The 13,930-nt window shown below is 44.5% G+C and carries 8 protein-coding genes and 1 pseudogene; 6 read left to right on the forward strand and 3 right to left on the reverse strand.

Annotated features, from left to right (window positions below; genetic code table 11):
• The first annotated feature begins 50 nt into the window (after window positions 1–50).
• The 4 genes and pseudogenes from alaS (at window position 51) to Q0788_RS03915 (ending at window position 5,512) form a co-directional block, all read left to right on the forward strand.
• A complete protein-coding gene (gene alaS / locus Q0788_RS03900; protein ID WP_298808030.1) occupies window positions 51–2,723 on the forward strand; it encodes an alanine--tRNA ligase in 2,673 nt (890 codons plus the stop codon).
• A 357-nt stretch (window positions 2,724–3,080) separates the two neighbouring features.
• The gene (locus tag Q0788_RS03905; RefSeq protein WP_057759246.1) at window positions 3,081–4,367 is read left to right on the forward strand and encodes an aspartate kinase; all 1,287 of its coding nucleotides are present in this window, start codon (window positions 3,081–3,083) and stop codon (window positions 4,365–4,367) included.
• A gap of 423 nt (window positions 4,368–4,790) precedes the next feature.
• A pseudogene (gene csrA / locus Q0788_RS03910) lies at window positions 4,791–4,958 on the forward strand (carbon storage regulator CsrA); the annotation flags it as partial.
• Between the two features lie 179 nt (window positions 4,959–5,137).
• The gene (locus Q0788_RS03915; RefSeq protein ID WP_057759243.1) at window positions 5,138–5,512 is read left to right on the forward strand and encodes a HopJ type III effector protein; all 375 of its coding nucleotides are present in this window, start codon (window positions 5,138–5,140) and stop codon (window positions 5,510–5,512) included.
• 126 nt (window positions 5,513–5,638) lie between these two features.
• Here Q0788_RS03915 and Q0788_RS03920 read toward each other — a convergent pair whose 3' ends face one another.
• Together Q0788_RS03920 and Q0788_RS03925 are read right to left on the reverse strand one after the other, a co-directional pair.
• Complete coding sequence (locus Q0788_RS03920; protein WP_057759241.1) at window positions 5,639–5,950, reverse strand: DUF1315 family protein; 312 nt, start codon at window positions 5,948–5,950, stop codon at window positions 5,639–5,641.
• Between the two features lie 55 nt (window positions 5,951–6,005).
• Entirely contained in the window at window positions 6,006–7,010 is a 1,005-nt protein-coding gene (locus Q0788_RS03925; protein ID WP_179798759.1) for an NAD(+) kinase, read from the reverse strand.
• Between the two features lie 319 nt (window positions 7,011–7,329).
• On the opposite strand from Q0788_RS03925, the gene Q0788_RS03930 reads away from it, so the two are divergent.
• Window positions 7,330–8,052, forward strand: a complete 723-nt coding sequence (locus Q0788_RS03930; RefSeq protein WP_057759239.1) for a Bax inhibitor-1/YccA family protein — start codon at window positions 7,330–7,332, stop codon at window positions 8,050–8,052.
• A gap of 119 nt (window positions 8,053–8,171) precedes the next feature.
• On the opposite strand, the gene Q0788_RS03935 is transcribed toward Q0788_RS03930, so the two are convergent.
• A complete protein-coding gene (locus tag Q0788_RS03935) occupies window positions 8,172–10,985 on the reverse strand; it encodes a heavy metal translocating P-type ATPase (RefSeq protein ID WP_298808032.1) in 2,814 nt (937 codons plus the stop codon).
• A 497-nt stretch (window positions 10,986–11,482) separates the two neighbouring features.
• Between Q0788_RS03935 and mrcB the strand changes: the two genes are divergently transcribed.
• Complete coding sequence (mrcB, locus tag Q0788_RS03940) at window positions 11,483–13,927, forward strand: penicillin-binding protein 1B (RefSeq protein ID WP_298808361.1); 2,445 nt, start codon at window positions 11,483–11,485, stop codon at window positions 13,925–13,927.
• The last annotated feature ends 3 nt before the right edge of the window (window positions 13,928–13,930 follow it).

A 13,930-nucleotide genomic window follows, 5' to 3' on the forward strand; every position in this document is an offset into this window, starting at 1 on the left:
AAATTATTTTATGTCATTTACTCAATTCTATCCGTCAGTAAGGAGCCGCTGTGAGCCAGCCATTTCGCTCAGCCGATATTCGCCAAGCCTTTATCGATTTTTTCATAAGCAAGCAGCACACCCAAGTTTCATCGTCTAGCTTGATTCCACACAATGATCCGACATTGCTATTTACCAATGCCGGTATGAATCAGTTTAAAGAGACCTTTTTGGGTATGGAACCACGTGACTATACACGTGCGGTAACCTCGCAAAAGTGCGTACGTGCTGGCGGCAAACACAATGATTTGGATAATGTCGGCTATACTGCCCGTCATCATACGTTCTTTGAAATGCTTGGTAATTTCTCATTCGGTGATTATTTCAAGCAAGCAGGTATTGAGTATATCTGGGAGTTTTTGACCTCGGAGAAGTGGTTAGCGATTGATAAAGATCGTCTCTACGTCACTATCTATGAGACGGACGACGAAGCCTTTGAGATTTGGAATAAAAACATCGGCATCCCGAGTGAGCGCATCATTCGGATTGGTGATAACAAAGGTGCTCCTTACGCTTCTGATAACTTTTGGACGATGGGTGACACGGGTCCTTGTGGCCCTTGTACCGAGGTCTTTTATGACCACGGCGCCGATATCGAAGGCGGTCTACCAGGTACGCCAGAAGAAGACGGCGATCGCTATATTGAGATTTGGAACTGTGTATTCATGCAATTCAATCGTCAAAAGGACGGCACGCTGTTACCACTGCCAGCACCTAGCGTCGATACAGGCATGGGGCTTGAGCGTATTAGTGCCATCATGCAAGGCGTTCATGGCAACTATGAGATCGACTTATTCGTCCATTTGATGGATGCAGCAGCTGAAATCCTAGAGATCAGCAACGAGCAACAATCATCATTGAAAGTCATCGCCGATCACATCCGCGCCGTGGCGTTTTTGATTGCCGATGGTGTCACACCAAGCAATGAAGGTCGCGGTTATGTATTGCGCCGTGTCATTCGTCGCGCAGTACGCCATGGCAACAAACTTGGTGCTGATAGTGAGTTTTTCTATAAGATGGTTGCCCCGCTTGTGGCTGAAATGGGCAGTGCCTATCCTGAGCTACAAGACAAACAAAGCGTCATCGAAAACGCCATTCAAAAAGAAGAAGCACAGTTTGCTAAAACACTGGCTCAAGGCTTACGTTTACTTGCCAGCGAACTTGAAGGCTTACAAGATGGCGATACGCTATCTGGTGAAGCCGCATTTAAGCTCTATGATACCTATGGTTTCCCACTTGATTTGACCGCCGATATCACCCGTGAGCGTGGTATTGCTATTGATGAAGCCGAATTTGATGAGCATATGCAAGCACAACGTGAGCGTGCACGTGATGCTGGCAAGTTTGACGTCGATTACAGCAGCGTTATCCAAGTAGAAACGCCAACGACATTTATCGGCTATGAGCAGCTTGAAGAAGACGGCGTGACTATTGACGCGCTTTATCAAGACGGCAACCCAGCAGGCAGCTTAACAGAAGGCATGGAAGGCGTTGTAGTATTGGATCGCACCCCATTTTATGCTGAAGGTGGTGGGCAAGTTGGTGAGCTTGGTGAAATTCGTACAGCATCTGGCGTCTTTGAAGTACAAGACACCAAAAAATCTGGTCAGGCGATTATCCATTATGGTGTCGTGACCATGGGCGATATCAGCACTAAGCAAACTGCTGAAGCGCAAGTACTGTCTAGCATTCGTGCAGCCAGCGCCAAAAACCACTCGGCCACTCACCTATTGCATGCAGCGCTAAGAGAAGTGCTAGGCGATGCGGTCACACAAAAAGGCTCACTAGTCTCAAGCGAGGTGTTACGTTTTGACTTTGCTTATGACAAACCTGTCAGCGCCGCTGAAATCATGCGTGTCGAACGTCTCGTTAATGAGCAAATTCAAGCCAACACCCCTGCCCGTATCGAGCACATGTCGATTGACGAAGCGATGAACCAAGGCGCTATGGCACTGTTTGGTGAAAAGTACGGTAGTGACGTTAGAGTCCTAACCATGGGTGCAGATCGTATCGTTGATGGTCAGCGCAAGCCTTTCTCTATCGAGCTATGTGGTGGCTTGCATGTCGAGCGCACTGGCGATATCGGTGTGCTAAAAATCACCAGTGAGTCTGGTATTGCGGCTGGCATCCGCCGAGTTGAAGCTGTCACTGGCATGAACGCGGTCAAAAATATTCAGCAAAGCGAGCAACAACTGAGCGAATTGGCAAGTCAGCTGAAAGTAAAACGTCCTGAAGTGGCGCAGCGTGTTCGTACGATGGCTGATAAGCAACGTGACCTAGAAAAACAACTAGAGCGCTTAGAGCAAAAAATCGCCAGCGCTCAAGCAGCCAATTTGCTTAATGATGTACAAACGATCGCAGGTACCCCAGTTCTTATTAGTACATTAAGCGGTATCGATGGCAAATCCATCCGTACGCTGATGGACGATATCAAATCAAAACTGCCTGATAGCGTGATTGTATTGATTGGTGATAAAGATGGCCAATTAGCACTCGCAGCGAGCGTCGCAAAATCTGTCACTGCTAAAGTCAAAGCTGGTGATATTATTCGTCATTTAGCAGGTGAGCTTGGTGGTAAAGGTGGCGGTAAGCCTGACTACGCACAAGGCGGCGCACCGAAGTCTAGCAACAGTGCAGCGGTTATCAGCGCTCTACCTGCTTGGATTGAAACCCAGCTTAGCTAAGCTAGCGAATATTAAACTCGTGAATATACTGGTATAGCGTCACACAATGTACCTTATATTTATCGCATAGCTTTACTCTACTACGCATAGAATACGTGATTGGTTATAACGACTATAACCAATCGCCATACATCTAAGCGCTCCTGAGGCTTAAAGTTATGCGGTAGATATGGTATAAAGGTCAACGTTTGGGCATATTGTTCATTCCATAAGGTTGATAGATACCATTAGAAGAACGAAAAACCTAAAAGCATAACTCTTATCATCTGGCTTTATCTATACAAGCATTGACGAGCATCACATTGACTCTCATCAATGACAATAAAAAGTCATTATTGAATAAATAGGTAGATTTTTATGGCGTTAATAGTACAGAAATACGGCGGCACCTCAATGGGCAGTATCGACCGCATCAAAAACGTCGCCAAACGAGTCAAACGCTGGCATGACAATGGTCATCAAGTGGTCGTCGTGGTCTCAGCCATGAGCGGCGAAACCAACCGTTTGATTGATTTAGCTCGCCAAATTAGCACGCAGCCTGATCCTCGCGAATACGATCAGATGGTCTCAACAGGTGAGCAGGTTTCTATCTCACTGCTTGCCATGGCCATTAAAGAGCTTGGTATTGGTGCCCGTTCAATGACTGGTCGCCAAGTCGCGATTAAAACCGACAATGCCCACAACAAAGCCCGTATCGAAAGTATCGATGATAAAAACATACGTGAGCAATTAGATGCTGGCAATATCGTTATTGTGGCAGGCTTTCAAGGTATCGATGAAGAAGGCAACGCGACCACATTAGGGCGCGGCGGTTCTGATACCACAGGTGTGGCGATTGCTGCGGCCTTAGGCGCTGACGAGTGTCAAATTTATACCGATGTCGATGGTGTCTATACCACTGACCCTCGTGTGACCTCAAAAGCCAAAAAGCTTGAAAAAATTACGTTTGAAGAAATGCTTGAAATGGCAAGTCTTGGCTCCAAGATTCTACAAATTCGCTCAGTAGAATTCGCTGGTAAATATGGCGTGCCGCTGCGTGTACTTTCTAGCTTTGATGAAAACACAGACGGTAGCTTTGACCAAGAATTTCAAGACAACGTGGGTACCCTAATTACGATAGACGAAGGAGACAATATGGAACAGGCAATCATCTCAGGTATCGCGTTCAACAGAGACGAAGCAAAAATCTTGGTACGCGGCGTGCCTGACCATCCTGGTATCGCCTCTGCTATCTTAAGCCCAATTGGTCGTGCCAATATCGAAATCGATATGATTGTACAAAATCTTTCGGATAACGGTACTACTGACTTTACTTTCACGGTCAACCGTACTGATTTAGATAAGACGCTAAAAGTGCTTAACGAAGAAGTGAAAGATGAAATTGGCGCCAAAGAAATATTGGGTAACAGTGAAGTTGTTAAAGTTTCATTGGTTGGTGTTGGCATGCGCTCACACGCAGGTGTCGCTAGCCTTATGTTCCAAACACTCGCTGAAAACAACATCAATATCCAGATGATTTCAACCAGCGAAATCAAAGTGTCGGTTCTGATTCAAGATCAACACTTAGAAAAAGCCGTTAAATCATTACACACGGCATTTGGCCTAGATCGTGAAGACGGTGAAAGCAAAATCGCTGGGCTATAAGACATAAAAACTGTTAAAATACAGCATTAGCTTTAATGGTTATCTATTAACCGCTATTAATGACTTTATATAGTATGTAGACAAACAGCATATGGATTAATAGCGTTTGAATTAATAATATCTAAATAAATACAGTACTTAAATAAAATAGGATCTTTTTAGGTCCTATTTTTATTTTTTAGCATAGTTGAAATGAGCATTTACCTAATAGTTTTGTGAAAAACCGTGACAGTATCTGTTATGCCGCCTATAATGGGGCTTTCATTTGGGCTAAATGAATCTACCTATCATTACCGCTATTGGCACGATATCGAGCATCGTGATAATGGTTATATTGCATGTTTGGTGCTGCGGTGATGTTCTGCAATTGAGAAGTAATCTGATGAGTAATAATTTGTTGATGCGACATAAGGAGTGTGACGCATGTTAATTTTGACACGCCGCGTGGGCGAAACGCTAATGATTGGCGATGAAGTAAGTGTGACGGTTCTAGGCGTCAAAGGCAATCAAGTACGTATCGGTGTAAACGCACCTAAAGATATTGCAGTACACCGCGAAGAGATTTATCAACGTATTCAGCATGAGCGTTCTGTACAGTCGCAAATGCAGCATCTTGAGCAAGGCAACTTTTCGCCTTCGTTTGATGACGAAGATTACTTTAATCGCTAAGCTAGCTAAATTATAATGCTGAACGCTCAACGGCTACTATCATCATTGAGCACACATAAATATTATATTGTTTTTTTAATCTGCTCTGAGGTCATTTATTTATGAGTATCCGCCAATCAGATGTATCGGCATTACTTAATGGTTTGAACAAAAAAGCCATTGGATTCAATGATGTCATCAGCTTTATCGATGATTTTTATCGCTATGCACCGGCCCCTTTTGTGAATGGGATGGTACATAATGCAGCCGGTGAGAACGAAGGTAGCGCAAAGATTTTTGGTTTTGCTAAACACCATGGCCTAAACCAATTGGACACGCTTAAACTATTTGGCGAGCATTATGCCAAGGTTCAAGCAACGCCTAATGGTACCGATCATGCCAATATCCGTAATTTTTTACATTGGGGCTGGCAAGGATTTTTGATGCAAAAGAACCCGCTAACGGTTCGTCCTAGTGTTGATACGACTGCTATTTAATCATTTATGATGATTAAGCTATTTCTGATGGTCTAGTCATTGATAAAGTAAAAAAAGCCACGCTATATAGCGTGGCTTTTTTATGATAATTTTTTTTATAATAACTATTATAGACTTCTTATAAACCTATTTATCACGGAACTTAACAGGCTGTACCGCGCCTTTAGGATTCGGCATATTAGGATAGTGATGCTCGTGCTCGACGTCACATTCAGCACCAACGACAGAACCATCATCTTTTACAGGTTTATGAATATAACCTGTACGCTCGGCTGGCGGTAGGTGCTCATGCTCCCATACCATCACTGCTTGCATACAAGTCTCACGCTGCTCAGCGGTAATCTTACGACCGTCAGGCCATTTACCTAGCTCAATCGCCATACGAAACTTATCAACCACTTCGGGCGTTAGACTTGCTAGTATTGTTTGTTTATCCATCTTGCCTACTCTCCACTGCCATTTTTTGCATCATATTTGGGTCTAATAGATACGCTTATTCATCGTCTATAATATCATCATCGACATCAAGACTGAATTCTTCGGCATGTACGTTCCAGTGCAGCTTTGTACGGCAGGCCTCATAAAAGTCAAACCCAGGCGGGTGCAACAAGGTAAGCTTATCAGGATGCTTACGAATATGTAGGCGCTGCTCTTGCTCAAGTGGCACGCTTGGCTTACCGTCCGCACTCACCATCGGCTGAGTACGATTGTCTTCGTGGATACGAATACAGACCTCACTATTACCACTGACCACAATCGGTCTGCTCGATAATGTATGGGGATGCATTGGCACCAGACAAATAGCGTCCATACTTGGATGAATGATTGGACCGCCACCTGATAAGGCATAAGCGGTAGAGCCAGTCGGTGTTGCTGCTATCAAGCCATCACTATGCTGTCTATAAACGTCATGTCCATCAATTTTCATCTGAAAATCAATCATATGTACCGATTTACCAGCATGCAGTACGATGTCGTTCAGTGCCATGTCTTCATGGATAATTTTGCGCCCTTCTCGTATCTCCATCGTCAATAAGAACCGATGGTCCAGTTGATAGTCTCCCATCAATACTTGGCGTAACTTAAACGCAGCTTCATCAGGTTTTACATCTGCTAAGAACCCTAAACGACCACGGTTTACCCCTAGTACAGGTACACGGTAGCGTGCTAGCGCTTCAGCGGCATGTAGTATCGAACCATCACCGCCAACCACAATAACCAAATCACAAATCTCACCAATCAAACCCCGTTTGACGATTTTGACTCTTTCTATGTCTGTGAGGTCAAGCGTTGGCAAATTGGCAGTTTGTACATCCATTATCAACGTCAAATTCATGTCATTGACGGTTTGGGCAATCTGTACCAAGCTTTGAGTGACACTACGTTTACCAGCACGGCCCATTAGACCAATACGCCTAAAGGCGGGGTTTTTAATAGCGTGGAATAGCTCTGATTCATGTAAGTGTGGCAATCTTGCTGACTGCGCTGAGTTTTCCATAAAACGACTCGGTATAACGGTGAAGTACAAGGTAATGATAGCGATAAATGCGCGCTTAGACTAGCACGTTTATTAATTATCGTTGTTAACTGTCGTAACTGACCCCATATAAAAGCTATCGAATGTTTTACTTAGTCAGATCTTTCTGGTCAGTTTTTCAATTAGCGTATTGAGCGATACAGTAGCCCGATGCGCTAGCCAATGAGCAGCCTGAGGTTGCACCGCAGCAGTTGTCACGTAAACACAGTTGACAATAATGGCGGTTTTGCTAAAGTAACTAACATTACTATTTTTATATTTTATTATTAAGGACTTATGTATGGCCAATCCTATTGTCAGTCGCGCAGAACTTGCGATCGGCGGTAATCCAATGACGGTCAAGGGCGTAATTCAAAAGACCAGCTTGTTACTTGGTTTATCAGCCATTACTGGTGTGGGCTTTTTCTTTTATGCGCTTATGGCAGGTTTATCGCAAGGTTTTATTACGATGGCAGCCTTTGGTAGCATGATTGCTGCGTTTGTTCTGGCTCTTTTTATTACCTTTAAGCCGCAAAAAGCCAAGACTTTGGCAGTGCCTTACGCCTTGTTAGAAGGTATCTTTTTGGGCGGCATCTCATTATTTTTCATGAGAATGTATCCAACAGTACCAGTCACTGCAATGTGTGCAACTTTCGTCACAGCTGCAGTTATGCTTGGTCTATATCGTTCAGGTCTAGTTAAGGTTACTGAAAAGTTCCGCTCTATCGTGACCTCAGCAGTTATTGCCATTATGCTTGTTTATGTAGCACAGTGGGTACTTTCTCTAGCGTTTGGTTCATCATTGCCGTTCCTATTTGAAGGTGGCGCTATCGCTATTGGCTTTAGCTTATTTGTCATCGTTATCGCTTCTTTCACCTTGCTATTAGATTTCGATAATATTGATCGCGGTGTTGCGATGGGTGTTTCTGAAGATTACGAATGGTTGTTCAGTATTGGTATTCTTGCAACCCTAGTCTGGATGTATATCGAATTTATGCGTCTGCTAAGCTATCTACAAGACTAATTGTAAGAGTAACCTAACAAGTATCTCTGTATAGAAAAAACCGCCTTCCATTTGATGCAAGGCGGTTTTTTTGTGAGCAAATTTCACAGGCTTGTCTAAATTAAATGCTTTTAAAGAGGCTAAGCACGTTTTAAGCGCAATGCATTTAATACAACAAACAATGAGCTGAGCGACATACCAATTGCAGCGAGCCATGGTGGCACATAGCCTAAAGCCGCTGGTATCAGGACGATACTGTTGTAAGCGAGCGCCCAACGGAAATTTTGCTTGATAATACGTTCCGTCTTATCAGAGATGCGTTTAGCCGCAGTGATGGCCTCGATCTGTCCATTTAAGATAATACTATCACTAGATACTTGTGCTAAGTCTGCCGCACCTGCAATCGAGGTCGACACATCTGCTGCGGCTAGCACTGGTGCATCGTTGATACCATCACCTACCATCAATACCACAGCACCATTAGCTTGCAACTGCTGGATATGATTGACCTTATCAGTTGGTGATAGTCCATTGTATGCTGCTTGCATTCCCAAGTTCTCAGCCATGACTAGCGCTTGCGGGCTTGGATCACCTGTCAACATAACAGACTCGATACCTAGCTCTTTGAGCGTATTGAGCATCGACTGCGCACTATCACGTACCTTGTCATTGAAATAAAAGCATGCCAGCGCCTGCCATTTTTTGCTATCAGTGTTTTGATAAGACAATACCACTGCTGAGCTGGCTCGCTGAGCTACCAGATCGATGGTTAAATCATCGTTTGCATCTATATCATTGCCGCTATTATCTGTTCTGTCTAACGCAAAGTCCTTGTGACCGATTCGATATACAGTGCCATCAATCATCGCTTCTACACCGCCTGCTGGATAATGCTGTACGGCTTGCGTCGATGGCAGGTGTAACTGATAGGCCGCCGTCAGTAGGGCGTGGGCAATTGGATGACGACTCCCTACTTCTAGCGCAGATGCAATGGCCAACAGCATATCTTTTTGCGCCGTTGAGGATAAACCATCAGATTCGGTCTGGCTTTTTGGTGTGACTAACTCAATATTTAATAAATTTGGCTTACCATAAGTCAGCGTACCCGTCTTATCAAAAGCAACATGCGTGATTTCAGCCAGCGTTTGTAATGTATGTCCACGCGTCGTCAAAAAACCATAGCTTGCCAAACGATTGGTTGAGACGGTCAAGGCAATCGGCGTCGCCAATGATAATGCACAAGGACAAGTAGCCACCAAGACTGCCACGGTTGCCCAAATCGCTTGGCTTGGGTCAACAATATACCAACCGACAAATACTAAGACGGATAAAACCAAAATACGCGCCACAAACCAACGCGCCAACTTATCTGCTTGCTGCGCCAATTTGGGTTTTTCGCTCATGGCACGATTCATCAATCGATCAATTAAGCCTATCTGGCTGTCTTTTGGCAAGGCGGTGACTAACATCTCAAACGGTTGGCTATCGTTTTGTGCACCGCCAACAATATAATCACCTTGGGATTTGATGATTAAATCACCTTCGCCAGTCAGTAGACTTTGTGACACCGTTGCAGTAGAACTTAGTAAGATGCCGTCACTGATAATCTCTGAACCTGCCTCAACCAAAATGATGTCACCCACTTGCAGACTGTGGGCAGTGACCATTTGCTTCGACTCTATATCGCCTTCGGGTTGTGATAGCGCACTCTGTTGGTTGCGTGACTGCTGCCAGTCTTGAGCGATAAGCGATGTGAGCGTATGAACATTAGCATCCATACGCTGCATAAAATCAGGCATCGGCTCTACTGTAGCCGACTCACCTTTAGTAGTTTCATTTTCAGTAAGCTCACTTTTAATGAGCTCATCTTGTTGAGACGCATTTTCTTTTAGCAGTTGTAAAATATGCTCAGCTGCTGATTTGTCTTCAGCGATTTTTTGTACCAATACCGGCTCAACCACGACCAAATCATTAGCCATAGTCGCAGCTTTTAGACGTGCGTTGTGCTCGATATAACGCCCTGCCAGCAAAAAGAAAATAAACATGCTGACCGAGTCATAGTATGTCTCCCCTTGCCCAGTGATGGTAGCGTAGAGACTGGCAAAGAAAGTAATAATCAACGCAAGACTGACAGGCACGTCCATATTGACTTGGCGCGCACGAATCGCTGACCATGCAGAGGTAAAGAAAGGAATACCAGCATAGAAGAAAACAGGCGTGCTCACAAACAAAGACACCCAACGCAAAAAATCACGCTGGAATATCAACATGTCGCTATATTCACCAAAATAAAGCGCAACGGCATACATCATCGCCTGCATCGAACCTAGTGCAGCGATGCCGAGACGCAATAGCATTTGATTATTATGACGTGCCAGCATGGCTTCGTGAGTATCTTGGCGATAAGGCTTGGCTTCGTAGCCGATTTCGTTGATGACCGCTAAAATGCGACTGATGGGTAACTTATCTTCATTCCAAATGACACGCATACGTTGGTTGGTCAAATTTACCTGACATTTACCAATACCCTCTAGCTCATCGAGACGCGACTCAATCAGCCAAGTACAGGCAGCACACCGTAAGTTGTTAACAGACAGCTCTGCTACTGACATGCCATCTTGCGCGTAAACGAATTGTGATTTTATCTCGTCATGATCGTAGACTTCGAGGCGCGTCAGCTGAGTTGGTAAACTTGCCGTGCGGTTAATTTCCGATCGGTCAAGATAATATTGCTCAAGACCAGCCTCTACAATGCTTTGGGCAGCTAACTGACAGCCCATACAACACATCTCTCGTGACTGACCTAATATCTCAGCATAAAAGGGTGGCTGAGGTACGGGATCACCACAGTGAAAACAGTGGTCAGCCAGCGGGAGCACTAAACCTTCGATGATAGAAGTGTCTTCATAAGAATGATTGGTAGCAGATGATACTGATGATGGGATACTAGACATAGTCGCGCTTACTTCCTTTGACAGGCTTGCTCAAAATGCATTCATTTAAAGCAAACTTGCTCGTATTGACTGTACTGTACGTCATGCAATAGAGCCGTTTTTAATCACATGAATATCACTACCGCTAGTAGCATAGTATTAATAACAAACGGCTAATAGCAAACAATTAGCAACAGCGAATTCATACAAAATACATCGTGAGGGCAATCGTAAATTGTTATCTTATATGGCGTTTATCTACCAGATTGAAAGTGACTGACGCTTTATTACAAGTATCGGTATTTTAATAGGGATTATACTATAAGCCATCGCTATGAGCAGTACCATCACTCATAGTCTACGACCAATAAATGCCTGCGTTAACGATGATAGATTGAAAAATTTGTCAATTTGCGTCATTATGAGGCAGTTTTTTATCCAAAAATGGTGCGACATCCGTGCAAAAACCTAATTACAAGTTACCAAATACCAAGTTATCAGCGTCATCTAAGTCTGCTATGCACACGCTACCCTCGCAGCAGCGCGGCTTGGTCTTTAGTAGTCTGCTATTAATTATCATTATCGCAGGCATGGTGCTATTGGCACTGTATTTGATCAAACTTGATCGCACCATTACTCATAAGTTTGAGGGTAAGCGCTGGGACATTCCAGCCAAAGTGTATTCGCAGCCGCTTGAGCTGTATCAAGGCGCCAATGTCGATAGAGATACGATGAAGACATGGCTAGAGTTGCTTAACTATCAAAGCAACAAAGCTTATGACCGCACGGGTACTTATCACCGAACAGGCAATACTTACTTCATTCACACGCGCGGCTTTACGTATAGTGCTAATGATAAAGATGCCGAGCAAGTCATCAAAATGACGATTTCTGGTAATAAAGTAGAGTCTATCCAAAGTACTCTGCCGGCTAAGAGCGGCATCATTCGTCTAGAGCCTGTCAATATCGGTGGTATCTATCCCGACAGTAATGAAGATCGGATGGTTGTGTCTTTGGACGAAGTGCCTCAGCCGTTAATTGATGCCCTCATCGCTACCGAAGATCGCGCGTTTTATGAGCACAAAGGGGTATCGGTACGTGGTATCGCCCGTGCCGTAATCAATAATTTTACTGGTGGTGCCAGACAAGGTGGCTCGACCATCACCCAGCAGCTGATTAAAAACTTCTATCTCAATTCAGATCGCACTATCAAACGCAAAGCCAACGAAGCATTGATGGCCGTGCTACTTGAGCTGCATTATAGCAAAGACGAAATTTTACAGACCTATTTGAATGAGATTTATCTGGGTCAAAATGGCAATCGCTCGATTAATGGCTTTGGTTTGGCATCACAGTTTTATTTTGACAAACCTCTTAATGAGCTGCGCTTAGATCAGCAAGCGATGCTGGTTGGTATGGCAAAAGGCCCAAGTATCTATAACCCACGTCGCAATCCGAATGACTCAAAAGCACGCCGTGACGTAGTGCTTAACAACATGCTGACTATGGGCACATTGAGCCAAGAAGACTACGACAAAGCCTTAAAGCAACCACTTGGCATCGTGGATAAGCCTGCTGAAGGCAAAAGTCAGTTCCCTGACTTCTTGGATATTGTTAAACGTGAGCTAAATACCGTTTACTACTCTGATGACCTCAAGAACGAAGGTCTGATTATTATCAGTACCTTAGACCCTATCGCTCAATTGGCAGCAGACAAGGCCGTTGATAGAAAACTTGGTGAGCTGCGCCGCAATAGTAGCAAAACTAAGGATTTACAAGGCGCGTTGGTGAGTGCCAACCCTGAGACTGGCGAGCTAGTGTCTGTTGTAGGTAGTGGTAGTGAATTTACAGGATTTAACCGTGCGGTCGATGCCAAACGCCAAGTCGGCTCGTTGCTGAAACCTATCATTTATATGACTGCGCTTGAGAGCGGTCGTTATAACTTGGCCAGTTCAGTAGATGACTCCCCTATTACGGTCAATCTAAACGACGGTACTGACTGGAACCCTAAAAACTACGACAACCGTGATCATGGCTATGTACCATTTACCACGGCATTGTCACAATCCTATAACCAAGCGGCAGTACGCTTAGGTATGGAGTTCGGTGTTAATACCTTTGCTAAGCAATTACAGCGCATGGGTATCAAAGAAAAAATCCCACCTTACCCATCAGCATTGTTAGGCTCAGTTAATTTGAGTCCGATGGACATGCTTGGTATTTACCAAGTCTTTGCCACTGGTGGCTTCCGTACTCCTATTCATAGTATTCGTACGGTCATTGATGATCGCGGCCGTATCTTACAGCGTACTGGGCTTAACACTCAGCGCAGTATTCCACCTGAAACCAACTTTTTGACCAACTATGCATTACAGCAAGTCGTCTCAAATGGTACGGCTAGACGTGCGCAATCACTCGGCAGTAATTTAAACTTAGCCGGAAAAACGGGTACGACAAATGACTACCGCGATGCTTGGTTTGCAGGCTATAGTGGCAACTATGTAAGTGTTGTTTGGGTTGGTCGTGATGATAATAAACCGATTGGCTTGAGTGGTGGTACTGGCGCCTTACCAGTTTGGGTAGATTATATGAAACGCCTAAAGCTGACTCCAGTTGCTCTACCAGAGCCAGAAGGTATCGAGTGGTTATGGCTAGAGAACAACTCAGGCAAACTGTCTAATGAGCGTTGTGCTAACGCTCGCTACCTACCAGTAATGTCAGCTCACCTACCAGAAGAAGCCAGCAGTTGTGCACTGAGCCTGTATCAGCAAGATCGCGCTCGTGAACAGACACAGTTTCAGAACCAGCAAGGTGATATCAATCAACAACGTCGCCGCGAAGGTTTAGAGATTCCAAATGGTGAAGCTGTTGAATCTGATGATGCAGAAGGTAGCAGCGAGCAAAGTGAAGGTGATGAAGACCGTGCTGATACTTGGTATGACCGTGCTGTTGAATGGTTCTAGCTG

Source organism: uncultured Psychrobacter sp. (assembly GCF_947500265.1).
Lineage (GTDB): Bacteria > Pseudomonadota > Gammaproteobacteria > Pseudomonadales > Moraxellaceae > Psychrobacter.